This is a genomic window from Nocardia sp. CA-129566 (genome assembly GCF_050956075.1).
Lineage (GTDB): Bacteria > Actinomycetota > Actinomycetes > Mycobacteriales > Mycobacteriaceae > Nocardia.
This window is the reverse complement of record NZ_CP192085.1, coordinates 4693072-4717747: the sequence shown is the minus strand read 5'-3', so window position 1 is coordinate 4717747 and position 24676 is coordinate 4693072. Positions and strand designations below refer to the sequence as shown.

At 65.5% G+C, this 24676-nt stretch carries 23 protein-coding genes and 3 pseudogenes; 13 read left to right on the top strand and 13 right to left on the bottom strand.

The window, feature by feature from the left end:
* Window positions 1-384 precede the first annotated feature (384 nt).
* Window positions 385-1035: a hypothetical protein gene (locus ACQP0C_RS20350; RefSeq protein ID WP_433722036.1), complete on the top strand. Its 651-nt coding sequence runs from the start codon at window positions 385-387 to the stop codon at window positions 1033-1035.
* A 24-nt stretch (window positions 1036-1059) separates the two neighbouring features.
* On the opposite strand, the gene ACQP0C_RS20345 is transcribed toward ACQP0C_RS20350, so the two are convergent.
* The 4 genes and pseudogenes from ACQP0C_RS20345 to ACQP0C_RS20330 form a co-directional block, all read right to left on the bottom strand.
* A complete protein-coding gene (locus ACQP0C_RS20345; RefSeq protein WP_433734601.1) occupies window positions 1060-1281 on the bottom strand; it encodes an undecaprenyl-diphosphate phosphatase in 222 nt (73 codons plus the stop codon).
* Between the two features lie 15 nt (window positions 1282-1296).
* Complete coding sequence (locus tag ACQP0C_RS20340) at window positions 1297-1494, bottom strand: hypothetical protein (RefSeq protein WP_433734831.1); 198 nt, start codon at window positions 1492-1494, stop codon at window positions 1297-1299.
* Window positions 1495-1536: 42 nt separating this feature from the next.
* Window positions 1537-1695, bottom strand: a pseudogene (locus ACQP0C_RS20335) (LytR C-terminal domain-containing protein); the annotation flags it as partial.
* 380 nt (window positions 1696-2075) lie between these two features.
* A pseudogene (locus ACQP0C_RS20330) lies at window positions 2076-2582 on the bottom strand (LCP family protein); the annotation flags it as partial.
* Window positions 2583-3978: 1396 nt separating this feature from the next.
* Between ACQP0C_RS20330 and ACQP0C_RS20325 the strand changes: the two are divergent.
* A complete protein-coding gene (locus tag ACQP0C_RS20325) occupies window positions 3979-4554 on the top strand; it encodes a TerD family protein (RefSeq protein WP_433734600.1) in 576 nt (191 codons plus the stop codon).
* Here ACQP0C_RS20325 and ACQP0C_RS20320 read toward each other — a convergent pair.
* Window positions 4536-4718: a hypothetical protein gene (locus tag ACQP0C_RS20320; RefSeq protein WP_433722034.1), complete on the bottom strand. Its 183-nt coding sequence runs from the start codon at window positions 4716-4718 to the stop codon at window positions 4536-4538. The two genes, ACQP0C_RS20325 and ACQP0C_RS20320, sit on opposite strands and share 19 nt — an antisense overlap.
* A gap of 209 nt (window positions 4719-4927) precedes the next feature.
* Between ACQP0C_RS20320 and ACQP0C_RS20315 the strand changes: the two genes are divergently transcribed.
* A complete protein-coding gene (locus tag ACQP0C_RS20315) occupies window positions 4928-5833 on the top strand; it encodes an aromatic prenyltransferase (protein WP_433722032.1) in 906 nt (301 codons plus the stop codon).
* Window positions 5834-6090: 257 nt separating this feature from the next.
* On the top strand, window positions 6091-6492 hold the full coding sequence (locus tag ACQP0C_RS20310; RefSeq protein ID WP_433722030.1) for a PPOX class F420-dependent oxidoreductase: 402 nt from the start codon (window positions 6091-6093) through the stop codon (window positions 6490-6492).
* A 163-nt stretch (window positions 6493-6655) separates the two neighbouring features.
* Here ACQP0C_RS20310 and ACQP0C_RS20305 read toward each other — a convergent pair whose 3' ends face one another.
* Together ACQP0C_RS20305 and ACQP0C_RS20300 are read right to left on the bottom strand one after the other, a co-directional pair.
* The gene (locus tag ACQP0C_RS20305) at window positions 6656-7849 is read right to left on the bottom strand and encodes a DUF1501 domain-containing protein (protein ID WP_433722028.1); all 1194 of its coding nucleotides are present in this window, start codon (window positions 7847-7849) and stop codon (window positions 6656-6658) included.
* Between the two features lie 18 nt (window positions 7850-7867).
* Window positions 7868-9184 (bottom strand): DUF1800 domain-containing protein, encoded by a 1317-nt coding sequence (locus ACQP0C_RS20300; protein ID WP_433722026.1) that lies wholly within the window; start codon window positions 9182-9184, stop codon window positions 7868-7870.
* Window positions 9185-9267: 83 nt separating this feature from the next.
* On the opposite strand from ACQP0C_RS20300, the gene ACQP0C_RS20295 reads away from it, so the two are divergent.
* From ACQP0C_RS20295 to ACQP0C_RS20280, 4 genes are all read left to right on the top strand, one after another.
* Window positions 9268-9951, top strand: a complete 684-nt coding sequence (locus tag ACQP0C_RS20295; protein ID WP_433722024.1) for a response regulator transcription factor — start codon at window positions 9268-9270, stop codon at window positions 9949-9951.
* Window positions 9952-10000: 49 nt separating this feature from the next.
* Window positions 10001-11323, top strand: coding sequence for a sensor histidine kinase (locus ACQP0C_RS20290; protein ID WP_433722022.1), 1323 nt, complete (start codon window positions 10001-10003; stop codon window positions 11321-11323).
* Window positions 11324-11405: 82 nt separating this feature from the next.
* Window positions 11406-11729, top strand: coding sequence for a hemophore-related protein (locus ACQP0C_RS20285; RefSeq protein ID WP_433685197.1), 324 nt, complete (start codon window positions 11406-11408; stop codon window positions 11727-11729).
* Window positions 11730-12051: 322 nt separating this feature from the next.
* A complete protein-coding gene (locus tag ACQP0C_RS20280; protein ID WP_433685196.1) occupies window positions 12052-12282 on the top strand; it encodes a DUF6400 family protein in 231 nt (76 codons plus the stop codon).
* 222 nt (window positions 12283-12504) lie between these two features.
* On the opposite strand, the gene ACQP0C_RS20275 is transcribed toward ACQP0C_RS20280, so the two are convergent.
* The 4 genes from ACQP0C_RS20275 to ligA form a co-directional block, all read right to left on the bottom strand.
* The gene (locus tag ACQP0C_RS20275; RefSeq protein WP_433722021.1) at window positions 12505-13623 is read right to left on the bottom strand and encodes a serine hydrolase domain-containing protein; all 1119 of its coding nucleotides are present in this window, start codon (window positions 13621-13623) and stop codon (window positions 12505-12507) included.
* Window positions 13624-13630: 7 nt separating this feature from the next.
* The gene (locus tag ACQP0C_RS20270; protein ID WP_433722019.1) at window positions 13631-14503 is read right to left on the bottom strand and encodes a helix-turn-helix domain-containing protein; all 873 of its coding nucleotides are present in this window, start codon (window positions 14501-14503) and stop codon (window positions 13631-13633) included.
* A 55-nt stretch (window positions 14504-14558) separates the two neighbouring features.
* Window positions 14559-15332 carry a TIGR03084 family metal-binding protein gene (locus ACQP0C_RS20265; RefSeq protein ID WP_433722017.1) on the bottom strand — a complete coding sequence of 258 codons (774 nt, stop codon included), beginning with the start codon at window positions 15330-15332 and terminating at the stop codon, window positions 14559-14561.
* Window positions 15333-15498: 166 nt separating this feature from the next.
* Window positions 15499-17490, bottom strand: a complete 1992-nt coding sequence (gene ligA, locus ACQP0C_RS20260; RefSeq protein ID WP_433722015.1) for an NAD-dependent DNA ligase LigA — start codon at window positions 17488-17490, stop codon at window positions 15499-15501.
* A 346-nt stretch (window positions 17491-17836) separates the two neighbouring features.
* Here ligA and ACQP0C_RS20255 point away from each other — a divergent pair, with 346 nt between their 5' ends.
* Together ACQP0C_RS20255 and ACQP0C_RS20250 are read left to right on the top strand one after the other, a co-directional pair.
* Entirely contained in the window at window positions 17837-18895 is a 1059-nt protein-coding gene (locus ACQP0C_RS20255; RefSeq protein WP_433722013.1) for an alpha/beta fold hydrolase, read from the top strand.
* Window positions 18896-19147: 252 nt separating this feature from the next.
* Window positions 19148-20071 (top strand): NADP-dependent oxidoreductase, encoded by a 924-nt coding sequence (locus ACQP0C_RS20250; protein ID WP_433722011.1) that lies wholly within the window; start codon window positions 19148-19150, stop codon window positions 20069-20071.
* A 247-nt stretch (window positions 20072-20318) separates the two neighbouring features.
* Here the strand turns inward: ACQP0C_RS20250 and ACQP0C_RS20245 are convergent, their stop codons facing one another.
* Complete coding sequence (locus tag ACQP0C_RS20245) at window positions 20319-20720, bottom strand: hypothetical protein (RefSeq protein ID WP_433722009.1); 402 nt, start codon at window positions 20718-20720, stop codon at window positions 20319-20321.
* A 768-nt stretch (window positions 20721-21488) separates the two neighbouring features.
* Between ACQP0C_RS20245 and ACQP0C_RS20240 the strand changes: the two are divergent.
* Together ACQP0C_RS20240 and ACQP0C_RS20235 are read left to right on the top strand one after the other, a co-directional pair.
* Window positions 21489-21680, top strand: a pseudogene (locus ACQP0C_RS20240) (alanine dehydrogenase); the annotation flags it as partial.
* A gap of 527 nt (window positions 21681-22207) precedes the next feature.
* Window positions 22208-23053: an alpha/beta fold hydrolase gene (locus tag ACQP0C_RS20235; protein ID WP_433722007.1), complete on the top strand. Its 846-nt coding sequence runs from the start codon at window positions 22208-22210 to the stop codon at window positions 23051-23053.
* 276 nt (window positions 23054-23329) lie between these two features.
* Here the strand turns inward: ACQP0C_RS20235 and ACQP0C_RS20230 are convergent, their stop codons facing one another.
* Window positions 23330-23890, bottom strand: coding sequence for an AAA family ATPase (locus ACQP0C_RS20230; RefSeq protein ID WP_433722005.1), 561 nt, complete (start codon window positions 23888-23890; stop codon window positions 23330-23332).
* Window positions 23891-24023: 133 nt separating this feature from the next.
* On the opposite strand from ACQP0C_RS20230, the gene ACQP0C_RS20225 reads away from it, so the two are divergent.
* Window positions 24024-24635 (top strand): MerR family transcriptional regulator, encoded by a 612-nt coding sequence (locus tag ACQP0C_RS20225; protein WP_433722004.1) that lies wholly within the window; start codon window positions 24024-24026, stop codon window positions 24633-24635.
* Window positions 24636-24676: the final 41 nt, after the last annotated feature.

The window sequence follows — 24676 nt, the reverse complement described above, 5'->3', positions numbered from 1 at the left end:
CAATGAATTTCGAAGACCGCGATGGTGGGGCCGGCCATTGTCCGTGATCGGCGCAGATCCCGAAGCGGGTCGCAATCCGATCTCCGGGTGCGGGCAGAGTCGAATAACGCCGGACACCGGAACCGGCTGACTAGCAATATGGCCCAACGGTTCGACTACGACGATAGTTCGATCGCTTCCGAATCGAGAACGGAACATGGACCCGCCGCCGACGGGCAGCGGTGTGGGTCAGGGTTGAGAGCCTGCCAGTGGTAGATCCGCCGAGTTCGAATCCCGGATTCCACACCATCGAGGCCGCCGGAGATGTTTTCGTGCCGAATACCAGCGGTATGCCTACTGTGCCGCACAATTGGACGCGGATGAAGGTTCGGCCAGAGGTAAGTCATGAATATTCGCAAGACACTGGTGGTTTCGGTGCTGGCACCGTTGTTGGTTGCCGGCTGCGCACATGACGGCTCGAAAACCGTCGCGCACGCGGTGATTCAACCCCCTGCCGCAAGACAGACCTTGCAGGTGCCGGTCGGTCCAGGACCCTCCGGCACGTACACGGTACAGGCGCAACCGGCTCCGGGCAGCTGCCACTACCGCAAGTCCGGCGACGGGCAGCCACTGCCCGATCCCGCGTGCACTCCGGGAGCGGTCAATCCGAAGGTTGCCGCGGACAACCTCGGCGACACCATCTGCAAGGGCGGATACACTTCCTCGATCCGCCCGCCGGCCAACATCACCAACCGGGAGAAGGACGCCAACGCGAAGTCCTACGACTACACCGGCCCATTGCATGACGCCGAGTACGACCACCTGGTGTCGCTGGAGCTCGGCGGTGACCCCAACGATCCGCGCAACCTGTGGGTGGAGCCACCGTCACCCGATCACAAACCGGGCGCGGGGCCGAACAATCCGAAAGACGCCGTCGAGAACAAGTTGCACACGCTGGTGTGTTCCGGCACGGTCGCCTTGACCGACGCCCAGAATGCCATTGCCACCGACTGGACCACGGCTTTGGCCGTCGTCGGCCACCCTGACGGCAAGTAGACCACCCGCCATATCGGTGGGGTATCAGCCGCGCAAGGTGAACAACGCGGCGCTGCCGATGCCCGCGACCAGGCAGTAGACGGCGAACGCGGTCAGCTTCTCGGTCTCGAAGTACGAGGTGAGGAACATGACCGAGACATAGGACAGCACGCCCGCGACCACCGAACCCGCCAGAGCAGGACCGAGAATGTCATGGTTCTTGGGCTCGAGCAGTTCGGGCGTCTCGAGCACGCCGGCGGCGAGGATGAAATGTCCGACCGGTCAGTCCACGCAGGGGATGTTGGATCCAATGCTGGTGGTGACGGGTTTGCCGGAGTCGGGTGCCTCGTCGGCGGGTGTGGAGGTGGTGGCGCCGGTGGACGAGGTCGTGGGCGAACCTGTGCCGGTCGAGGTGGACGAACTCGACGATGATGTGCCGGAACTCAATTCGTCGGGCAGGGTGAAGTCGCTGCCGATCACGATCTTGATGTGGCCGGGGTCGAGGCTCTTGGAAGCGGCCGTCGGTAGCCCGCCGAGTAGATCCGCGGCCTGGGTGGCATCGGTGTCGGCGCCGGTGCCGTAGTAGACGACCGAACTGGAACCGTCGGTGTAGGCGGCGTTGCCGATGGTGCCTTTCTGGAATCCCTTGTCGGCCAACGCGGTTGACACTTTCGCGGCCATACCCGTCGCGCCGCCCGCGTTGACGACATCGACGGTGCTGGTGGGTGTGGTCTTGGGTGCGCTGGGGGGAGCGGCCTGCACACCGAACGCCGTGCGCACCGTCTTTTTGATGGCGGCCGGGTCGATGATGTTGACGTCTTGGCCGTCGACGGTCTGGTATCCTGCACGGGCAGGGTCTGAAATTCGATCGGAATCGAACCGGCCTTTCCCATGGTCTGCGCGAAGTCGAGCACATTCCAGCCCTGGGAGAGCACCACATCGTTCTGGGCGGCGTTGATCAGCTGCTGCATCTTGCCGATGTTGGTGAGTGTGCCGGACTCCTTGAGCTGTTTGGCGACCGAGGTGAGGAACGCCTGCTGGCGGTGGGTGCGGTCGAGGTCGCCGTTGTCGAGTTCGTGGCGCTGGCGCACGAACGACAGCGCGTTGGCGGCATCGAGATGCTGGGGTCCGGCCGGAAACACCGCGCCGGAGTAGTACTCGTCGTTGACGGCGTGGTTGAGACACACATCGACACCACCGAGAATGTTGGCCAGGTCGTAGAAACCGACGAGGGAGACCTCGGCGAACCGGTTGATCGGTACTCCGGTCAGTGCCTTCACGGTTTGCACGATGGATTCGCGACCGGCCTCTCGGCCCTGGCGTTCCAGTTCGACCTTGTCTTTGACGCCCTGGTTGGCGAGCTTCTGCTCGACTATCACCTTCTTCAGCCCATAGGCTTCCTTGATCTTGGCGTGGTCGTAGCCGGGGATCCCGGTGACCGCGACGTAGTCGTCGCGGGGGATGGAGAAGGCGGTGATCTTCTTCAGATCCTTCGGAATGTGCACCAGAATCAGCGAATTGGCGTTGTAGCCGCCTTCGCTGCCGTCACCGGCGTGCAACTGGTCCATGACGTCTTTGGGCAGATCGTTGCCGTTGCGGTCTTTACGTGTGTCCAGTCCGATCAGCAGGATGTTCATATCGCCGTCGAGCGCGGCGGCGTCTTCGGAACTGATGGCCCCGGACCGGTCGAACCCGTCATCGACGGCGCGCTCGGTGTAGTACGCGAATCCGGTGCCCGAGACGACGACCACAGCGGTGGCGGCCACCACCAGGCGCACGCCGGTCCGTGCGACCCTGACCTGCCACGACGACGATTGCGCGGACTGGGGGCGACGGTTGGGCCGCACCGGCAGATACCGGTCGGTCGGGCCCTCGGCGGTGTCGGTCGCCTCCGCGCGCGGCGCTCGTCGACCACCCGAGCCCACCGCCCGCGCACCGGCACCACGGGGCACCGTTCCCGAGCCTTCGCGCCCGGCGTGCGAATCCGCCGCGCCCGATCCGCTACGCTCGGCACGAGACGTACCGCGGTCTTCCGTACGGTGTGAGCGCCCGGTGCTCCCGGCGCGGGCGGCCACCGCGCGAACCTCTTCGACAGGCGTTTCCGGCCGAGCATGACGACCACCAGACCGGTGAACCACGACCGGGATCGGTTCGGTTTCGTCACTCATCTCGCCGTCAAGCCTCACATCACTGTGCCGCGCGGAATCCGCCGATACTATTCGCCAGGTTGAACCATCCTGCACGACGTCGGTGTCACAAGCACATCCACCACCGACACACCGGGTGCAGCGCGCCGGGTCGAACCGTGAAGTTCAGCGGATGGGAAATCCCGCACCGTGATCGCGATGGCCAAAGTCCGCCGCGTCGGCAGGGAGTAGCCCCTTGCGACAGCCCGATGACGCCATGACTGCGAACACGAGCAGCCAGGAATTCTGTGTGCTGGTGCCAGAGTTCGTGGCACAATGGCGATCTCGCAGTAGGCTCGATGGAGTGACAATCGGAGCGGGGGGACCGCGGGCTGGGCCACTGTCCGGTCGGACCACGGTTGGGGCGCGGTTGCGGGACGCGGTATTCGCCGCCCATGAGGACGCGACTCGGGCCGCCCAAGCGGCCCTGCGGGCCGGGTCACCGGTGAACCGAGATCTGGTCGAGCTGATCGAGTTGCAGCGGCGCATCGCCTACCTCGCCGACCAACTCGATTTCACCGGCATCGACTGTGCCTATTGCTCGATCGATGACCCTCCCCGCGCGACGACCGAGTCGCCCAGCAGGCCAACGACAACACAGCAGACGACTGCTCCCCGGCTCGGGATGAGTATCCCCGAGCCTTTCCCCGACCCACGCGTGTCGCCGGTTGTGGAGCGCGGTCCAGGGGTAGGCGGCGCATTCGGGTCGACGTTGCCGCGACCGCTCGTGGGCGGACCGTCGTGGACGCCGTTTCGGTTCGAGAAGGAAGGGATTGCCATGGGTGTCACACTGGCCAAGGGCGGCAATGTTTCGCTGTCGAAACAGGCACCGAACCTGACCGCGGTATCGGTCGGTTTGGGTTGGGATGTACGGGCCACCACCGGCGCTGATTTCGACCTGGACGCCAGCGCGTTAGCGACCGGCCCGACCCAGAAGGTGCTCTCGGATCGGCATTTCGTGTTCTACAACAACCTGCGCTCCCCCGAAGGCACGATCGAACACACCGGCGACAACCTCACTGGCGAAGGCGAAGGAGACGACGAGGTCATCAACGTCGACCTCGCCGCGACCCCCGCGACGATCACCAATATCTTCTTCCCGGTATCCATCCACGAGGCCGATCAGCGCGGTCAATCCTTCGGACAGGTCCGCAACGCCTACATCCGAGTAATCGATCGCAGCAACGGCGCCGAGCTGGCCCGCTACAACCTCACCGAGGACGCCTCCACCGAGACAGCGATGGTGTTCGGCGAACTGTACCGCCACGGCACCGAGTGGAAATTCCGTGCGATCGGCCAAGGCTATGCGTCGGGGCTGGGCGGTATCGCCCGCGACTACGGAGTCAACGTCTGACCGGCTCGAGATCGCGCGGTGGTGCGGCGGTTGATGGTGCTGCTCACCGCAATGATCACCGTGACCAACGGGTGGTCGGCGATCCGCCTGGTCACCAGATCGTGCAAGGCCAGTAGGACGACGCGTTCGTTCTCTTTCCGGGCTTCCTCACCCTCGCCGCGCATTGACCGGCTACAAGAAACTCGTGTGGTGTCGTGGCCATCGACGCCGCATGCTCGGCGCGAGTCGACTGAAAGCCAATGTCTACGTCGCAGCGTAAAGTGCTGTCTGCGTTCCGCATTCGACTCTGACGGACTGACTTGCTGTGTGGCCGACAGGGATCGGCGAGACGGGACCGCGATGTTGTTCGTAGCACTCATCTTCGGAAGGACGCATGTTGACCACAACCGAACCCGAGCTGGAGGGTCTGTATGCGGCCATTGAGAAATCCGCGCGGCTGGTGAACGTCCCCTGCGCGCGAGACACTGTCTGGCCCACCCTGACCGCATACGGCACGATGCTCACGCAGTCGGTGATCTCTTTGAGAGTGGTCACCGAAGCCCGCCGCTCGGGAGACCTCGACTACCGTTTCTTGACGCTGCCGAGAGACGTCGACCCTTACGATATCGCGCTTTCGAACAAACTGATTCCCGAGACCGATCATCCGATCGGCGCTCTGCTGGACCAGGTCCGGAAACAGTGCCCCGTCGACAGCTACGGGATCGACATCGGTGTAGTCGGCGGCTTCAAGAAAATCTGGCCGTTCTTTCCTGCCGATGGCATGCAAAAGGTATCGGAGCTTGCCGCACTCCCGGCCATGCCGCCCAGTCTCGCCGAGCACGCCCGCATGTTCGCACGCCACGGCTTGGAGGACAAAGTCGGCTTGCTCGGCATCGACTACTACGACAAGACGATGAACGTGTATTTCCCCGGACTGTCGGCCGACTACTTCGAACCTCGCGCCGTCGTGGCGCTGCACCGAGAAGCCGGACTTCCCGACCCGAGCGATCAATTCCTCTCGCTCACCGAGAAAGCATTCGATATATACGCCACCATAAGCTGGGAATCTCCTCGGATCGAGCGGCTCTGCTTCCCCGTGATAACACCGGACCCGACAAGACTCCCAGTCCCGATCGACCCGCGCTTCGAACAACTTGTCGACAAAGTTCCGATCAGCACGACCGAGCGTCGATTCACCTATGCCGCCACCTCGTCGCCCAGCGGAGAGTCCTACAAGTTCAGTTGGTTTTACCAATGGCAACCCAGAATGCTGGACAAGATGAAGACGTCCGATTCATAGAACGCCAATAGGGCGTTCTCCGTGCCAACTGAAGCAATCCCGCCACTGCTCGTGCAGTCCGTCAATGGCGGTGTGATCGGAGGAAGTAGCCCCGGCAACCCGCCTCCCTCTACACCTCCTCGGCCCTCGCCAAGGCCGAACTCGGCTGGGAGCCCTGACATCGTCGCCGACGCCTGGACCTTCCACCAGTCCAGGCCATCCTGAACGACGCAAAGGATGGTGCGGTCGCTGCCGAGGCATCCCGCTAGGCTTCATCGGTGACTTTCACTACGAACGAGCAGCAGTTCCTCGCGGAGGCCGGGATCGGTCGGCTGGCCACGGTATCGCCCGACGGCGTTGTGCAGAACAACCCGACCAGCTATCGGGTGAATGCCGACGGCACCATCGACATCGGCGGTATGCGCATGCGCACCAGCCGCAAGTACCGCAACGTCGAGGCGGGCAGTCGGGTGTCGTTCGTCGTCGACCAGCAGGTCTCGTTGGAGCCGTACGTCATTCGCGGCATCGAGGTGCGCGGCACGGCCGAGGCGCTCGACGACCAGGAGCCGCCGTTCCCTCCCCAGGAGCGCTCGATCATTCGGATCCATCCCGAACGGATCATCTCCTGGGGTATCGACGGCGGCTCCTTCGAGTTCACCAGTCGCACGCCCAACAGCTAAATGGTCGCGCCCGTAAGTCCCTTGGGGGGCCTGCGGGCTCGAGCCCTGCCCACCGGCCACACCGCCGGGCTCCCCGAAGACGCCCTCGACACTGTCTGCGGCCTCTACCTCAACGCCCCAACCGCCTGGACCCACTCCTCAACAGACTTACGGGCGCGACGACTCAAGCGATCACACCCAGGTCGTGACGAGCGGTGCCGACAGCGGGACCCGGGTCGGTCGCGACCACGCGGTGGAGCAATTCCGAGTAGACGTCACGGAAGTCGACGGTGGACTTCAGATCTCCGTTGTCGAGGTCGGTGAGGCTGGGCTCTTCGCCGTAGAAGCCGCCCTTGACCCGCGCTCCCGCAACGAACACCGGCCCTGCAGTGCCGTGGTCGGTGCCCTGAGAAGCGTTGGCGGCGACGCGGCGGCCGAATTCGCTATAGGCCATGAGAACTACGTCGCGGCCACGGGGATGCCCTGCCATATCCGTCAAGAACGCCGACACCGCCTCGTCGAGCCGTCCGAGCAGTTGCTGCTGGGTGCGGCGTTCATCGGCATGGGTGTCGAAGCCGCCCAAGCTGACCGAATACACCTGGGTGGGCACACCCGCCTTGATGCACTGGCCGACGAGCGCGAGCTGGGCGGCGAGCGGATTACCCCCAGGGGCGGCGGGTTTCGCACCGATCGAGGAAAACGTCTGGGTCACAGCCTGTTCGGCGTGATAGCCCGCGCAGACGAGCGCCTGGGCGGGACTGTCGCGGGGGTCGGCGGCGGCGAGAGCGGCCGATGCGGCGGATAATTCGGGCGATAGCGGGGCCGAGGCGGGATCCAAAGCCGCTGCGGTGTGCTTCTCCCCTATCGCCAGCTGCGGCAGCACGGGGCCGATATTGACCGCACGCACCGGATCGTCGCCGGTCGCGTCGAGCCAGCGCCCGATCCATCCGGTATTGATCGGGCGGTCCGGAGCGGCCGTCTGCCAGATGTCCATCGAGCGGAAATGGCTGTGATCCGGGTGCGGATAGCCGACCCCGCGCACGATCGCGAGGTTGTGGCTGCCCCACAGGTCCGCGAAGCCCTTCATCGCCGGATTGAGTCCGAGCTGCCCGTCCAGGTGCAGTACCTCCTGCGGCTCATACGACAATTCCGGTCGCGCATCGTGATAGGCGTTGTCCGCGTAGGGAATCACGGTGTTGACGCCGTCGTTGCCGCCGTACATCGTCACCAGGACCAGGATTCCGGTGCCCGGTGCCAGGGGTGCGGTGGCGGCGTGCCGGTGTACCTCCTCCCAGGTGATCACGGAGCCACCGGCCAGCCCGAGCGCACCCAGTACGCTGCTGCCGACAAGGAACTGTCTGCGATTGAATCGAGCCATGGTTCGATGACTTTCCGGTCAGCTGGTCAGGTATTCGGGTGTGTTCACCGCGATCGCGGTGAGCCGGACGGGATCGTTTCGGACCGCCGCGAGCACGGTGGCGCTGCGGTCCGACCAGGCGCCGATGCCGAGCTGGTAGCCGACCGCATCGAGGCGATCGCCCGGCGCGGCGGACGAAATCCGGCTCAGGTCAGCCTTTTTCACGAGCTCAGATGCAGCGGTGAGCCGAATCTGGGCCGCGGCCGTCGACATCCACGCTTGGCCGTGCGGCCAGCCGCCGACCGACGGCGGGTAGAACGGCAGCTGTCCGAGATTGCGCAGCACACCCGCCAGCTTCTTGACCTCGGCGTCGTTGTCCATCGGCACCGCCAGCGCCCGCACCATGCCGATCAGCCATTCGACCGGACCGTGCACGACAGTGTCGTGCACGGCGGCGAATTCGTCGTCGGTGAGGATCGCGACCACCATCCCCGCGGCATCGCGGTTCGGCCCGTAGGCCGCCGCGGCACGATCGATCGCTGGTTGCGACGGCGGTGTATCGGAGCCGAGCTGCTGCCACATCCGCCCGGCCACATAGCGAGCCGACTCGGGCCGGCCGAGCACGATATCGCAGAATTCGCGGGCGCCGAGCGAACCCGTCACGCCGAGTAAGGTTTTGGGGCCGGGATCGTGGCGCTGGGAATTCAGCGTGGCGACACCGCGGCCGTCGATCGTCCACCCGGTCAACGCACGCGCGCCTTCGCGCACATCGGTCTCGGTGTAGCCGTTGGCGTGCCCGAGCGCGAACAGTTCCAGGAACTCGCGCGACAGATTCTCGTTGGGCGCCTTCGCCGAATTACTGGTGCCGTCGAGCCATTTGAGCATGGCCGCGTCGGTGAGCATCGCGTAGGCCAGCGCGCCGAAGTCGCCGGTGCCCAGAGTGCGCAGCTTCTGGTTCTGCGCGGCCAGGGCGGCGGCGTTGCGAACTTTGGCCGCCGATGTCGCGAAGTGGTTGTGCCACAACAGGGTCAGCTTCTCATGGATCGGCTGTTGTACGGCGGCCATGCGCCGTAACCACCACGCAGTCAGCATTGCGAGTTCGTTGTTGCGTTCGGCGTTGTACCGTCGGCGGGCCTCGGGCGTCGCGTTCTTACCCGGTGCGGAGGTCTCGGCGAACACCGGCAGCGGCGTCGCCCGCGCGCCGGCATCGGCGTCCGGGTCGGTGGTCAATGCCGATCGCAGATAGTCGGCGGGCTGCTGCGCACGCACGGCATCGATCTCGGCTCCGGTCGCACCGAAGCCGGCGCGACGAAGCACGCGCGCGGTGCGCATCCACTGCGCCGATTGGCTGCCCATGATCCGAGTATCGCGCCGGCCCCGGCGTTCATCGGCTCGTTCCTTGCGACCCTTCAGGCAATCTTCAGCTCGCAGGCGCAACAATGACACTTGTGCAGCCGGGACGAATACTTGTCATCGAGGACGCCGAGGCCATCCGGGTCGCGGTGCGATCGGGGCTGACCACGGCCGGACACGAGGTGCTCAGCCGGGAGCACGGCCAACAGTTGGAGCGCGATCTCGCGCAGTTCCGGCCGGATGTGGTCGTGCTCGACATCATGCTGCCCGGACGCGACGGATTCACCCTGCTGGAAACCGTGCGCGCCAGATCAGGGGCGGGTGTCATCATCCTGACCGCCCGCGACGGTATCGAGGACCGGCTGCGCGGGCTGCGGGCCGGCTCGGATGATTATGTGGTCAAACCGTTCGACCTGGCCGAGTTGGTGGCCCGGGTCGATGCGCTGTTGCGGCGCATGGGCAGACTCCAGACCAAGACCACGATCGGCGACCTCGTCATCGACGCCGAATCCGGTGCGGTGCACCGTGGTCGCGAGACCATCGCGCTGACCCTCACCGAGTTCAAGCTCCTCGGCTATCTCGCCGCGCATCGCGACCGGGTGGTCACCAAGGCCCAAATCCTCACCGCCGTATGGGGATACGAGGATTACGACCCCAACCTGGTCGAGGTGAATGTCAGCGCGGTTCGGCGCAAGCTGGAGGCACACGGACCGCGACTGCTGCACACTGTGCGCGGCCTCGGCTACACCTTGCGGGTCGGCGACCAGTGAGCTGGCAGCGCAGGGTTGACCACCACCGCTCTCATCGGGCCGAGGTGCGATGAAGACGGTGTCGCTACGCAGGCGCGTCACGCTCACCACCGCTACGGTGCTCGCTGCGGTACTGATCGTCGTTTCGCTGGTGGTGCACGGGTTGTTCTCGCTGGCGCTGAACCGCAGTCAGAACGCGGTGCTCGCCGACCGCGTTCAACTGGCCCAGCAACTTGCCGGCCAAGGCATCTCGCCCACCGATCTGCTCACCCGGATCGATGCACGGTCGGTGCGGGCGCGGCTCGTCCTCGCCGACGGCCGCACCTTCGGCAGCCTGAACGCCCAGCACGAGGACCAGTCCACGGTGAAGACCAGACACGTGCTGCTCAACGGCCAAGGCGAGTTGGACCACGCGCGAATGACCCTGCAACTCGATACCAAACTGTTGGCCGGAGCGCAGTCAAAGCTGGTGGGCGTACTCGTGGGCACCACCGCCGCCGCGCTGCTCGTCATCGTCATCGGGTTGCCGTTCGGTATTCGGCGCGCCCTCGCACCATTGGATTCGATGACCGTACTGGCTCGCGAGATCGCCCGCGGCCGACGCGGGCGGCGGTTGTCGCCATCGCGACCCGACACCGAACTGGGACGCACCGCAACGGCTTTCGATGAAATGCTGGACGCACTGGAAGGCGCCGAGGCCCGAGCGCAGGCCTCCGAGGAACGGATCCGTACCTTCGTCGCCGACGCCGCGCACGAGTTGCGCACCCCGATCACCGGAATTCGCGCGATCGCCGAAGCGGTCCTGCAGCAGCCGCCCGACGCCGATCCCGACGCCAGCCTGCAGATGCAGATGCTATTGGTCCGCGAAGCCCAGCGCGCGGGCCGGTTGGTCGACGATCTCGTCGATCTGGCCCGCATCGACGCCGGACTGCGGCTGCGGCACACACCGACCGATCTATACGACCTCGCCGATGCCCAGTTGAATCGGATGCGGCTGCTGCACAGCGATATCGAGTTCGAACTCGCGGGCGACCATGTGGTCGCGGCCATCGACCCCGAACGTGTCAACCAGGTGCTGTTGAACCTGCTCGAGAACGCCTGCCAAGCCATGCCGGACAGCGGCACGGTGACAGTGCGGGTCGGCGCGACCAGCAACCTGGCCGAGGTGACGATCAGCGACACCGGCCCGGGGGTGCCGTCCGGCGAACGCGAGCGGATCTTCGACCGGCTGGTGCGTCTGGACCAGGCACGCGATCGCCGCGCGGACGGTTCCGGCCTGGGACTTGCCATCGCCCGCGGCATCGCCAGAGCCCATGGCGGCGACCTGATCTGCCTCGACCCTGCGCCCGGACAACACGGTGCCGTGTTCGTGCTGCGGCTGAAGATCGCCTGAAGATAGTGCCGCGACAAGTGCGCTCGGCAGGTCGGGTCGGCAGATTCGATGGGGACATATCCCTCCGACCACTGGAGTAAGAATGAAGCGCAGTCTCGTTGCTGCCACCCTTACCGGCCTCGCCGGCCTGGCCATCGCCCTGCCCGCGACCGCCTCCGCCGACCCCGGACCGCAATGCAACCCCGCGGCCGCGGCCCAGGCGAAGGCGGACAGCGCTCCGAAGGTCGCGGCATTCCTGGCGAGTCACCCGGACTTCGCCGCAGAAGTAGCGAAGGTGAAGGCCCTGCCCAAGGATCAGCGCAAAGCGGAGTGGAAGTCCTACCGCCAAGCGCACCCTCAGGACGTACAGGACTTCAGGACCGCCCGCGCGGCCATCCACGACTACCGGCAGGCCTGCCACAAGTAAGTCATCGATCTCGGCCATCCGCGCCCGGCGTGACGGGCGCGGATGGAGAGCAACCCCTGGGCCGCTGCACAAGTCGATCTCGTTATCGCCGGTACCGCCGTTCGAGATGCTCATCGGACCGAGTACTCGAGCGGGCCGCTGACAGGCCAACCCTCGATGCCATCGCGTATGTGGACGCTTTGCCCTGTGGTCCAGTCCGTGCACGGGCATCGAATGTGACGAAGTCCAACTGCGAAATGTGATGCAGGTCATTGCCCGAGAGGGCGTGGTTGGGCATCGTCGTCAATTCGTTTTTGGAAAGAACCTGGTTGGAGATGCCGAAATGGCCGACCTCAATTTTGCTTACGACCTCACGCTGGACGAGGCACGACGGCGCAGCGCCGTCGTCGAGGCGCTCGGTGACAACTGGGATCCGGTCGCGGTGCTCGCCGAGGAAGACCGGGCGTACGACATGCTGTACTCGAATCTCGACGATGAGCAGCAGCGGATCTACGACGAACTCGTCCAGGCCGGGATCCTGCCGGATCGGGCGACGCGCTACATCGCCGACTGATCTCACCGCCAGCGCGAACCATGACTGATGTTCGGCGTGTTGCCTCCGGCGAGTCGTGACCTGGCCGCTCGGGCTCTCGGCTGAGTTGGATGCGCAGGAATGCGCGGCCCGAGCGTTCGGCCGAGCGGTCAGGGGCCCGCAACGCCGTAGTTGCTGCGCCCTGATCGCTTGCCGGGCCAGGCTTCTGACGTCTCGGGCCCGGATTGTTCGGGGCTGCGTGTATCAACCGCACAGTGCCAGTTGGGTGAACGCGCGAAGCGCGTCGTCGATGGGATGGGGTTGCGGCTTCCCCGAGGAGTCGAGTTGATTCCATCGCTGCAGGTTCACCGCTATGGACATTTGCCGTTTGCCGTCAGCGCTGGTCATGGACATCGCGCCGCCACCCCAGACCGAACCCTCATGGCCCCAGTAGGTGCCGTGACCGGGCATCGTCATCTTCTGCAGGCCCAGACCGTAGTCGAGTGTCTTACCTTCGAAGGAGATGACCGGAACAGTATGTTGCATCTGCGCCAGCGCTGATCGGCTGATGATTTCGCCTGCCAGCAGCAGGGCGAAGAAGCGGTTCAGGTCCGCGGTGGTCGATATCAGCGAAGCCGCCGGCCCCACCCACGACATGTCATAGACGCTGTAGTCGCGGGGCGGGTCGATCATGCCGAACCATGCCTCGTAGTGCAGTGCGTGCGGTCCGTTGATATGCGGTCCGGCTGGGAGTTCGGTGTCGCGCAGCCCGGCGCGCTCGATGATGTTGCGAGTGATGCATTTCTCCGCCGAGATACTGGTAACCGACTCCAGGAGTTGACACATGAGTAGGTAATTGGTGTTCGAGTACACCCCCGGGGTGCCACCAGGGGTCCCGGTAGCAGGCGCCGAGACCCCCATCTCGATCAGCTCGGTCGCATGAAACCTGGTGAACCGGCTGTCATCCAGGCTTGCCGGTGTCGTTTTCGCCAGATCTGGAAACCCCGCGAGGGAGGGGTAGGCATGAGGGAGGTACTCGGCGAGGCCGCTGGTGTGGTTGATCAACATCCGGACCGTGATCGCCGCACCTCGATCGCCGGGAACCAGCTGCGGCAGGTAGTGGCCGATGGGTGTGTCGAGCTCTATTTCCCCGTCGTCGACCAGCTGCAGCACAGCGGCTGCGGTGAACGTCTTGGTGATGCTGCCGACGCGGTGTCGCATCTCGGCCGTGACGGGGCGGCCGGTGGCGACATCGGCCACTCCGGCGGCGCCGCACCAGATTTGGTCGTCGTCGCGCACTTCGGCGAAAACTCCGGGCATGCCCGCGCGATGGACGGTCTCCAGGGCGGTCTGTAGCTTCTCGGGATCGAATGTGTTGGTCACGGCACCACTATCGACCGAGCGGTCCCCCACGGTATTGGAAAAATCTTCCCCAGGCCCCGTACCGGTGCCGGGCGATGGTGGGCAGATAGTTCGCCGTGAGTGACCCCGGCGTGCGGTTGGCGAACATCGATACGTCTCGGCACAGATGAGCCTGATCGGTGTACCCGCAGTCCACCGCGACGTCGGCAGCGGGTCGGCCCGCCAGCAGACCGTCGACCGCGGACCGGAATCGGACCAGCATCGCCGCCCGCTTGGGTGTCAGGCCGATCTGGGACTCGAATCGCGCCCACAGCCGCTTGTGGCTCCATCCGAGGGATTCGGCGAGCGCACCGATCTTCACTTGGCCACCGGAGGTGAGTATGGAATTCCAGCCGGCGAGCACCTCCGGGTCGGGAGTCCGCATCGGCCTGTCACACTGCGCCAGAAACGATTTCGTCAATGCGAAACGTTCGTCCCAGGTCCGGGTGGACGCGAGTTGCTCACGCAGTCGCCGAGCCCGCGATCCCCACAGGTCTTCCAGGGCGACAACGCCCCGGCCCAAATCCGTTGGGGAAACACCCAACAGCGAATACGCCTGTATCGGCGACAAGCGAACCTCGATGCACTCGGCGCGCTCGCCACGAACATGCATGGCCTCGAGGGGAAGCCCGGCAACGAAGCCGCCGAGGGTTCGCCGCCCGACAGCATCGTCGACGAGCAGCCCGCGGTCCCCGAATTCGATCAGCACGGTGATCGCCGCTGTCCCGGCGACCCGAAGATCCACCCCGGCGCCACCCGCATCGCGGTAACCGATGATCGCGGCACCCAGCGGCCCGGCATCGGCCGAACCTGCGAAATCCCACCGCACATCAGACTCGCGGCCGAAGTCCACACTGTCCACCCGTCCAGGCTACGGAAAGGCGAGGACACCGCCATCGTGGCCGCAGCCGCACTCTTCAGAGGAAGACACGAGCGATCTCCAACCACTTCCGCGCGTCCTCGCCGACCGCGGTGAGGTCGGTCTCGGCCAGCGACCTGCGTTGGGTGACTCGAAGACAGAAGTCGAGGGCACTGCCCCGAACCCGTTGCGCGGCATCTTCTGGGCCCCAGACCCAGGTCTGGCCCTCGGGACCGGTCAGCTCGACACGGAACGGCTCTGCCGGAGTAGGCAATTGGGCCGCATAGAACGACAGCTCTCGTCCTATGACACCCAAGGCGGCCACATGCCGGAGCCGACCCGTCGGACGGTGTGAGACACCCAGCGTATCGAAAACATCCTGCCCGTGAGCCCAGGTTTCCATCAGTCGAAGCGGCACCATGAGCGCGGCGGTCAATTGCGAGCCGTACCACGGAAACCCATGGTCCAGTGGAACATCACGCAGCGCCGCCGCCACCTCGGCTCGACCAGCACGCCATTGTTCCAGCAGTACCGATCGCGGTTTCGCTGCTCCCGCGGCGGCGTCGAGATCGGCGTATCGGCTGCCTGCGGCTTCGGCCTGCTTCAGCACGGCGTCGAACGCCTCCGGGGTCCGTATGGCGATGAGAACGTTCGCATCAGCTACGGCAAGATGAGCGATCTGGTGGGCGATCGTCCACCCCGTTGCCGGCGTGTCCTTGGACCAGTCGGCCTGCGCTGATACCAGGGCGTCGAGCTCATCTCCTTCAGCCACCAAGTCGGGCAGAGCGAGATCGCGCTCCACATCGGACATGTCAAGGTCGTAATTCAACATCCGGTATCACCTTCATCCCCGTGGTCGAACATGATCACCACCAAGGTAGCCGCCGACCGTGCCACACGGCCGACACATCCGGAAATGCCGCTGGGCGCGGCCGACGAACGAGATGCACTGCGGCTCAGGACATCTCGCAATAGCCGATGAGTGGGCGCGCCGAGGTCTAGATGACCTTGGCGGCGATCAGTAGGTTCCAGATCTCGACCTGGTCGACGACCTCGACGCCGAGTTTTTCCGCCTTGGCCAGCTTGCTCTCACCGACTCCCGCACCGGTGATGAGCAGGTCGGTGTTGGCCGAGACCGAGGACGCCGACGTCGCGCCCGCCTGTTCACACAGGCGTTGGAACGTAGGGCGGGCGACCTTCTCTCCGGAGCGGGGGTCGCTGATAGCGCCGGTGATCACCACCGTCTTGCCTTCCAGAGGCGCGCCGGCCGCGATGACCGGGGGAAGGTCCTCCTCGCGAACGTCCAGACAGACGCCCGCCTCTCGCAGCCGCTCCAGTTCCGGACGCAGGCGAGTGAGGTGCGCGACCAGGGAGGCAGCGACCTTCGGTCCGATGTCCTCCACCGCCACGAGCCGTTCCTCGCCCGCGTCGGCGACCTCCTCCAGGGAGCCGAATCCCGCCCGGGCCAGGCGAGCGGCGGTACCGTCGGAGGCCATCGGGATCGCCAGGCCGATCAGCGCGCGGCGCAGGCCGATGGGACGACTCGCATCGATCGAGTCGATCATGCGCGCGGCCGAGACCTCCCCGATGCGGTCGAACGCGAGCAGGCGCTCCTTTGTCAGCGTGTAGAAGTCCGACGGGCGCTCCAGGATGCCCGCCTCGGCCAGGCGTTCGATCCACACCTGCCCGATGGCGTCGATGTCCGCCGCCGCGCGCGATGCCCAGTGGATGAGCCTGCGCACCGTCTGTGCGGGGCAGGAGACGTTGGTGCAGAACAGCTCCCGGCTGTTGCCCTGCTCGGTCACCGGCTGCGCGCACGAGGGGCAGGCGGTGGGCGGCACGATCTCGCGCTCCTCACCCGTGCGTTTGGAGGCGTCGAGCACGCCCGCCACGAACGGGATCACGTCGCCCGCGCGGCGCACCAGCACGGTGTCTCCGACCTTGATGTCGCGGGCACGGATCACCTCTTGGTTGGCCAGCGTGGCCTTCGTGACCGTCGTGCCGCCCACGAACACCGGCTCCAGCCACGCGACCGGGACGATCTTGCCCGTCTTGCCGACGTCCCAGACCACCTCGGCCAGCAATGTGGTCTTCTCCTCGGCGGCGAACTTGAACGCCAGCGCGCCCCGTGGGGAGTTCGATCGAGTCCCGGCTGCCGCGTAGGCATCGCGGTCGGCCAGCCGCAGCACCGCGCCGTCGAGGTCGTAGTCCAACTCGTTGCGCCCCTGCTCGATCGCGGTGATCGCCGTCTGCGCCTGCTCTGCATCGGCGCAGAGCCGCATCTGCGCACCCGCGACCCCCAGCGCTCGCAGCCCCTCTCCCAGGTCGACCGCGGCACCGCCGGCAGAGGTATCCAAGTCGAAGCCGAAGAACTGTAAGCGCCGCTCGGAGACCGTGGCCGGGTCCTTCGCCCGCAGCGTGCCCGCCGCGGCGTTGCGCGGATTGATCAGCGGCTTGTCCGGATGCGCCGCGTTGTAGGCGAGGAAGGTCGAACGCAGCATCACCGCCTCGCCACGCACCTCTACCCGCCCCGGGACGTCGATCCTCTCGGGAACACCGTCGACCAACGCGCGGACCAGCACAGTCACATCGTCACCGGTGGTGCCATCACCCCGGGTCACGGCACGCACCAGCCGGCCCTCCTCGAAGACCAGCGCCAAGGACAAGCCGTCGAGCTTCGGCATCACCACCACCGACTGGCCGGGAAAGCGGTCGAAGAACGCCACGACTTGCTCGGGCTTGGTCGCCTTCTCGAGTGACAGCATCGGACGCGAGTGCCGGATCGGGGCGTGCAGCACAGCGGGCGCCCCGACCTGCTCCAGCGGATTCGGGTCGGGCGTGAGGTCGGGATACGCCTCGATCAAGCCACGTAGCTCGTCCTCGATCGCGTCGTACTCGGCGTCCGCGACCAACGGCGAGCCCTGGTAGTAGGCCTCGCGTAGCGCCACAATACGGTCCGCAAGCTCTTGGATATGTACCCCAGTTTCCACAGCACCCGACGCTACCGATACCCACCGACACCCGCGTCGAACGACGCCGCGTGGGACGCTCGGCCTGCTCAATACCTCCTGGGCTGACCGGATTCTGCTTCGCTCGCCCAGACCGGCACGACGGGGACGTTCGTAACCACGGCTGGAGGGCATTGCTCCGAAGACGACTGCCCCGCAATCGGGCGAATCCTTTTGCGCCGTCGGCGCCTCTTACACGTGGCATCTGGACCAGGACGGTATGGCCGAGGTCGCTGATCGCCGAGCCGGCTGGCGTGCCAACGATCGGGCTGTACCCAGTGCGACACAGTCTCGATTCTGGTCCGTCCCGCAACTAGAAGGAGCACACATGTCCGATTTCCATCCGCCACAACCGATCTCGGTCGCACCCGATGGCGAGCCGTTGCCCTGCCAACTCCGGCCCGTCTCAGGACGCCGGACACCCGTCTCGGCCGTGCTGGCGGCACTGGCCATCAGCATGCTGTTTGTCGGGCCCGGCGTCGCTCACGCCGATCCTGCTCCCGATGAGCCCGCCGCCACGACGGATATCGCATGGACAACGGCAAACGGTTTCCGCGGGTCGCCGTCGTTGACAGCGCCCACCCACGTCGTCGATGTCGCTGGGGTACCGATCGCTTACCGCAGCTTCGGACACGGGCCAACCCTGGTGTTGACTCCGTGCCTCGGACTCAGCATGGACGATTGGGATCCGGCGCTGCTCGATCGCCTGGCCGCGACCAACCATGTGGTCATCTTCGACTCCGAGGGCGTGGGACGGACCCCAGCGAACGAGTCGATCATCTCGACCGTCCGACAACTGTCCGATCAGGCCGCCGGTCTGATCCAGGCTCTTCATCTGGACCGCCCCACCGTCGTGGGTTACTCCCTGGGAGGATTCGTCGCGCAACGTTTGGTCGTGGATCACCCCGATGCTGTCGGCGCCCTGATTCTGATGGGTACGGGTCCCGGCGGATCGCAGCAGGTGCTGCCCGATTTCCCCGATCTGATCGCGGGCGCGCCAGCGTTCGATCCACTGGCGCCCGCCGACCGGGTCATTCCACTGTATTTCAGCGATCATCCCGACGCTCTGGCTGCGTGGCGTCAACGAACAGCTCTGCGCCCCGACCGGGTCGGGGTGAACTTGACCGGCCTCAACCGGCAACGCGCGGCAATGAGCGACTGGCTCATCGACCCCACCGCCAACGTCATCGCCAGCCTGCCGAACCTGCGGCTGCCCACCCTGATCCTGGGTGCGGATAACGATAAACAAGAACCCGCCGCCAACTCAGCCCTGCTGCATCGCTACATCAACGGTTCGGAATTGCTGATCTACCCTCAGCTCGGCCACGCGTTCCCCTTCGAAGCACCGGCGCGCGTTGCTGAGGATATCGCCCGGTTCACGCGGTAGCAGCCTGCCCCACCGTCAGCGCCGGTACGCGGGTTCCCGGGCCGACCGCCTACCGAGCGCGACCGGATGGCGATGGTCCTCGCCAGCGGCGGCGCGTCGAGCGCGGCACCGACGTTGTTTTGCGTCGATGGGGAACATCATCGCTTACCGTGAAGCCGTTGATCCTGATGAGCGTGGCTGCGTTCGAACCGTCACATCCGGCAGTGCTGCCTGGTCTCCCTGTCGGCAACACACGACAACGAAGGACCGATCATGCAGGCCATCATCGTTGAGAATCGTAACGCCGGTGTCGCCGGGATGACCCTGACTCACGACTTGCCCTACCCGCACGCCGCCGAGAACGACGTGATCGTGAAAGTGCACGCCGCCGGGTTCACCCCAGGCGAGCTGGACTGGCCCGGCACCTGGACCGACCGCGCCGGCCGGGACCGGACCCCGAGCGTTCCCGGGCACGAGTTGTCGGGAGTGGTCGTCGAGTTGGGTTATGGCACTACAGGTTTGACCGTCGGGCAGCGGGTCTTCGGTCTGGCCGATTGGACCCGCAACGGCACACTGGCCGAATACACCGCGGTGGAGGCTCGCAACCTCGCTCCCCTGCCCGCCGATATCGACCACACCGTGGCCGCCGCGCTGCCGATCTCGGGGCTGACTGCCTGGCAGGGCCTATTCGACCACGCTCGCCTCAGCACCGGTCAGACCATCCTGATCCACGGCGCCGCCGGCGGTGTCGGCTCGATCGCGGTGCAACTGGCCCGCGAGGCCGGGGCCCGAGTCATCGGCACCGGCAGATCCCGCGACCGCGACCGCGCGCTCGCCTTCGGCGCGCACAGCTTCCTGGCCCTGGACACCGAGCCGCTCGAGCAGGTCGGCGAAGTCGATGTGGTATTCGACGTGATCGGCGCAGACATCCTGGATCGCTCGACCACCCTGGTACGCGCCGGCGGAACCCTGGTCACCATCGCCACGCCACCCACGATCCAGCCCGACGACGGCCGCGCGCTCTTCTTCGTGGTCGAACCCGACCGGACCCAACTCACCGAGCTCGCCACGCGTCTGCGCGACGGCCGCATCAAGCCGGCCGTCGGTGCCGTCCGCCCCCTCGTCGAAGCACCCGAGGCCTTCAGTCCCGGCAAGCACAGCCCCGGCAAGACGATCATCCGCGTCAGCGACGAATGAACACACGCCGTTCACCCTGATTGCGATCGGTCGCCGAGTCGAGCGCCTAGGCCCCGATCCCCCGCCGATGCATTCACTGCCGAAAATACGAGAACAGCAACAACACACCGACCACAACCAGAGAGGGTGACCGCTCACGGCCGCCTATTGTGCGTTTCCCAACGCGCCCCCTGAGGTTCGACGGTCGGTGGCCGTGTCGCGGGGTCCGCAGAGGACCCCGCGACCAGTTGCGCCGACCCCGCACTCGTCAGGCGGCGAGGGCCGCGGTGATCTTGCGCGCCATCGCAGCCACGGCCGGGCTGGGCTCGCCCTTGCCGGACCGGGCGGCGGCTTCGACGGCCAACAGGACGGTGTCGCGGAAGTTGTCGGCCTCGCCCGGATGCTGCTGGCCGAGCAGGGCCATGGCCGCTGTCAGGGCGGGCAGCACCTGGTCGGCGAGTTCGGCGACCGACTTACCTTGCAAGTGAATGTCTTTGGACTTGGCCGTGAGCACGTGTCCGACCAGTCCGGTCGCCGAGGTCAGGACGATCGAGGCCTGCGTGCTGCCCTTGTGCGGTGCACCGGCGGCGGCTAACAGCGACACCGCACCGTAGGCGGCGGTGCGCAGGGTGCTCTTGTCCTGATCGGTCAGGGTGATGGTGACAGTCATGTCGTGTGCTCCTCGAAATCGGTTGTGGCACTGACTGGAACGGTGTCGGTGCCGGTCGTTTTGTTCGATGGACAGACTTTCGCCGGGCCGACTGACAGCGACCTGACACACACCTGACACCTGCACTGACACCGCGATCGGCCATCCATACGCCAGCTGACCCGCTGACGATCACACCGTCCGAAACCGCTGTGGCTCAGCACGTCCTATGTCGCGACCCGCGCGCGTTCGATCTCGGCGGTGCCTTACGGCCGACAGTTTCCGATGCCGCGCCGTCAGGTGCGACCGCCTGCACGCAACAAGACCGGAGTCATCGCCGCGACTGCCGTGCTCGTGGTTGCGGCAGCCTTTACCGCCGGGGTGCTGGTCCGGACCGGCCGGGACGCACGTAGTGCGGCGTCGGCGGGACCTTCGGTCACAGTGGTGCCCGCACCGTGGGCACCAGCACAGCAGGCAATTGCGGATGCGTTCCGGAAACTGGTCTCGGGCAAGAAGAACTCGTCAGATTCCTGGCGAGGGGCCCGGTGTACCGGCGCGGCCAGTCAAGGCGACGCGTCTCCATTCGTGGCGGGCAATCTACGAATCCGTATACGTGACGCCGTGTGAATCCGCCGCCGGTTCAGACGCCCTGGCGGACGCGACCGGAGCCGAAGAAACTTCGATCGAGTAGGCCATCCGCTAGGCCAATCGATGATTCGAAAGACCATCCTCGAAAAACAAAGAATTATCTTCAGCGACATAGAGATTTGTACGCATAATCTTCACATTCGGCAGTTCTACTGCGTGGCGAACATGCCCGGCGCGGTGCGGCACACCTCGACCGCCGCCCTCATCAATGCCACTCTGCCGTAGGAGATCTCACTCGCGGACCGCGGCTGGCGCGAAGTCGTCGCCGCCGATCCGGGCCTGGACTCCGCCGCGACCGCTGCGGCAGTGCGCAACTTGGTCCACAACCGGTAACGAAAGCACTGGTGCACAATCGAATTGCTGCGGGAAGCCGTCGAGGACCGTCGGCTGCCGCCGCGCCTGCCGTGTGAACGATTGTTCCTCGGGCCATGATCAGCGGAGCCAGATGTCGATGTCCGCGACCTGTACCGTCCATGTCACCCAAGCCCGGCTGCCATCTACCAGCGATCACCTATATGGCCCGTGAAATCGAGTAACACAAGTCCGCCCGAGCCGCCCGCCGCAGCCACGATCGCCAATTCGCCAATGTGATCATCCGGCGCATGTAGGCCGACGCTGCTTCGGTCGCATGTCCGGACGGAATCGCAACTCCTGGCTGGCCGAACACGAATCGGGTCGACCTCGGCAAATGGTGTACGACGATTCATGCGTTGCCCTGCTATTGCCCCTTGTCAATGATGGCGGTCGAATATAGCTGGCGATGACGAATTTGCGTTGAGTTACTGGCAATTTCGTATCGCCCAATCTTGCTTGCTGTATGTTTGCCATCGTTGTCCGACCACAACTTCGGGAGGTTTGTCATGAACGATGAGCGCGACCGATTTGCTGAGCTGTCCGAGGTCAGGATGTGCTACCGCGACGAGGGTGATCCGTCGGGGGAACCGCTGCTGATGATCATGGGGCTCAGCTCGCAGCTGATCCACTGGCCCCAGGAAATCGTCGACGACCTCGGCGAGCGGGGCTACCGGGTGATCCGTCCCGACAACCGCGACAGCGGTCTGACCGAGTGGAAGATCACACCGAGCCAGTACTACCTGAGGGCGGTCGCGCGCGACGCCATCGAGTTGCTCGATCATCTCGGTATCGAGCAGGCGCACGTCGTCGGCGCCTCGATGGGCGGGATGGTCGCTCAACTGCTCGCGATCGAGCACCCTGCGCGGGTGCGGTCGCTGTGTTCGATCATGAGCACGCCGCACGTCAGCATCGGCATGGCCGATGGGGAGGTGCTCCAAGAGCTGACCAAACCGCTCCCCCCGAATCGTGACGAGGCGATCGAGCAGGTCGTCGACCTGTACACGCTCATCGGCTCGAAGACCTACGCCGACCGGGAGCGCCGCTACGCACTCGCGACCCACGCCTACGATCGCGCGCGCCACCCCGAGGGCCCGGCACGCCAAGTGACCGCGAGCATCATCGCTCCCAACCGCACGAAGAGCCTGCAGCAGTTGCGGGTGCCCGCGCTGGTCATTCACGGCGCCGAGGATTCGCTCATCAAGATCGCCGGCGGCGAGGCCACCCACGCAGCGATCCCCGGATCGACCTATCTGCCCCTGGCGGCGATGGGTCATGACATACCCGCACCCCTGTTCGACGAAGTCGTCGCGGCCATCGCCGAAAACGCGGCCCGGCGCCCTGCGGTCGTGTGAGATCCTCGCCGCACCCCAAGTTGCTGCCGGGTGGCCTGGGCCAGACGCCACCCGGTGACGGGGCCATGGTCAGTTCTCGAGGCGAAATACCGTGGGGCGACCGACGGTAGCGACGACCTCCACCAGTCCGGCGGTTACGAGCAGCCCGTCCGAATCACGGCGGGCTGTTCGTGAACCCATGGGGCCGATGACAAAGACACCCGAACTCCTGAACACGCCGGAGCCTCCCGCAAATCACAACGATGGTGCTCAGCGCTTCGAGTGCGTCCTGACCGACTACGGTCGGCGGTCGGGCAGTAACGCCCTCGGATGAGTTGCGGCAGCGGCGATTTCGATCTGCCCGGCCAAGCCGAGAATATCTGCGGCGCACGTCGTATCGACGCGGATTACCGGGCTCAGTTCCAGCGGTCGACCGTGCTCGGCCCAGGTATCCCAATCAAGAGCCAGGCGCTGTCGGTCATTGTGCACAGCGGCCCGCTCTCGCTGCGCGTACCTGGCGCGCGCCGTTTCCGCGGAAGCGTCACACCAGATCTCGATCGCGCGGTCGGCGCCGACTCGCTGCATACCTGCTTTCGCGAACCCGAGGTCGCGCGGTCTGAACCACCATGAGTCGATCACCACCGAATAAGGTATCGCCGCGGCCATAGCCCAGACCGCCTCCATCGCAATCGCGCCGAGTGACGGCAGGTCCTCGGGGCAGGAAATGCATTCCGCCAAGTCTTCTTTCACCACATCCTTGGACAGCACCTGCGCATTCAGTGCGTGCGCGAGCAGCGGTGCCAATGTCGACTTACCCGAGCCGGGTAGGCCATTGACCAGCACGAGAAGCTTGTCCATCGCTCCCTACGGTTTCGGGTATGGGCTTGGCGAATGATTCTGGAGTCCAGCGGTCGAGCGGTGTGACCGAAACGATACTTGAAACCGACGTTGCGTCAGGTTTTAGCGTGGGTGGGGCACGTCGAGAGGAGTCATGTTGGTTGAGCGGGTGTGGCGGGTTGGGGAGGTGGCTCGGGAAAGTGGGGTGACGGTGCGGGCGCTGCATCATTACGACCGGCTCGGGCTGTTGGTGCCGTCGTCGCGGACATCGGGTGGGCATCGGTGCTATACCCAGGCCGATGTTCAGCGGCTGTATCGCATTGTGGCGTTGCGGGGCTTCGGGTTTGCGCTCGAGGACATCGCGGCACTCCTGCATGCCGAGCCGACTCTGGACGCGCGCGAGCTCATCCGGCAGCAGCTGGTGGTGGTCGATGAACGCATCGCACGCGCGGCCGCATTGCGTGAACGCCTGCTCGGTGTGCTGGACGGCCTCGATGACGCGGTCGAGCCGTCGACATCGGAGTTCCTGCGATTGGTAGAGGAGACAATTTCCATGAATCAGCCACTGACCCCTGAGGAATTCGCCCGGCTGACGCGGCAGCGCGCAGAGTACGCACGGCAGTTGGGCGCGGAAGAATTGGCGGCGATGGCGCAACGGCGCGAGGCTGCCTTCGCGGCGATGAGCCCGGCCGAATGTGCGCGCAGGCACGCCCAACGTGCGCGAATGATGCCGCCCGGCGTCGGAATCGCTGGCGGAGACGACTGACCCACAGCCTCCTGAACGAGGGATTCCGGCACGTGATCCCT

Coding starts and splice junctions, on each gene's coding strand:
- ACQP0C_RS20265 (WP_433722017.1), bottom strand. CDS start 15,332: ATGTTGAATTACGACCTTGACATGTCCGATGTGGAGCGCGATCTCGCT.
- ACQP0C_RS20315 (WP_433722032.1), top strand. CDS start 4,928: ATGTTGACCACAACCGAACCCGAGCTGGAGGGTCTGTATGCGGCCATT.
- ACQP0C_RS20225 (WP_433722004.1), top strand. CDS start 24,024: ATGTTGGTTGAGCGGGTGTGGCGGGTTGGGGAGGTGGCTCGGGAAAGT.
- ACQP0C_RS20250 (WP_433722011.1), top strand. CDS start 19,148: ATGCAGGCCATCATCGTTGAGAATCGTAACGCCGGTGTCGCCGGGATG.
- ACQP0C_RS20290 (WP_433722022.1), top strand. CDS start 10,001: ATGAAGACGGTGTCGCTACGCAGGCGCGTCACGCTCACCACCGCTACG.
- ACQP0C_RS20350 (WP_433722036.1), top strand. CDS start 385: ATGAATATTCGCAAGACACTGGTGGTTTCGGTGCTGGCACCGTTGTTG.
- ACQP0C_RS20300 (WP_433722026.1), bottom strand. CDS start 9,184: ATGGGCAGCCAATCGGCGCAGTGGATGCGCACCGCGCGCGTGCTTCGT.
- ACQP0C_RS20320 (WP_433722034.1), bottom strand. CDS start 4,718: ATGCGCGGCGAGGGTGAGGAAGCCCGGAAAGAGAACGAACGCGTCGTC.
- ACQP0C_RS20255 (WP_433722013.1), top strand. CDS start 17,837: ATGTCCGATTTCCATCCGCCACAACCGATCTCGGTCGCACCCGATGGC.
- ACQP0C_RS20230 (WP_433722005.1), bottom strand. CDS start 23,890: ATGGACAAGCTTCTCGTGCTGGTCAATGGCCTACCCGGCTCGGGTAAG.
- ACQP0C_RS20295 (WP_433722024.1), top strand. CDS start 9,268: ATGACACTTGTGCAGCCGGGACGAATACTTGTCATCGAGGACGCCGAG.
- ACQP0C_RS20245 (WP_433722009.1), bottom strand. CDS start 20,720: ATGACTGTCACCATCACCCTGACCGATCAGGACAAGAGCACCCTGCGC.
- ACQP0C_RS20325 (WP_433734600.1), top strand. CDS start 3,979: ATGGGTGTCACACTGGCCAAGGGCGGCAATGTTTCGCTGTCGAAACAG.
- ACQP0C_RS20280 (WP_433685196.1), top strand. CDS start 12,052: ATGGCCGACCTCAATTTTGCTTACGACCTCACGCTGGACGAGGCACGA.
- ACQP0C_RS20235 (WP_433722007.1), top strand. CDS start 22,208: ATGAACGATGAGCGCGACCGATTTGCTGAGCTGTCCGAGGTCAGGATG.
- ACQP0C_RS20305 (WP_433722028.1), bottom strand. CDS start 7,849: ATGGCTCGATTCAATCGCAGACAGTTCCTTGTCGGCAGCAGCGTACTG.
- ACQP0C_RS20285 (WP_433685197.1), top strand. CDS start 11,406: ATGAAGCGCAGTCTCGTTGCTGCCACCCTTACCGGCCTCGCCGGCCTG.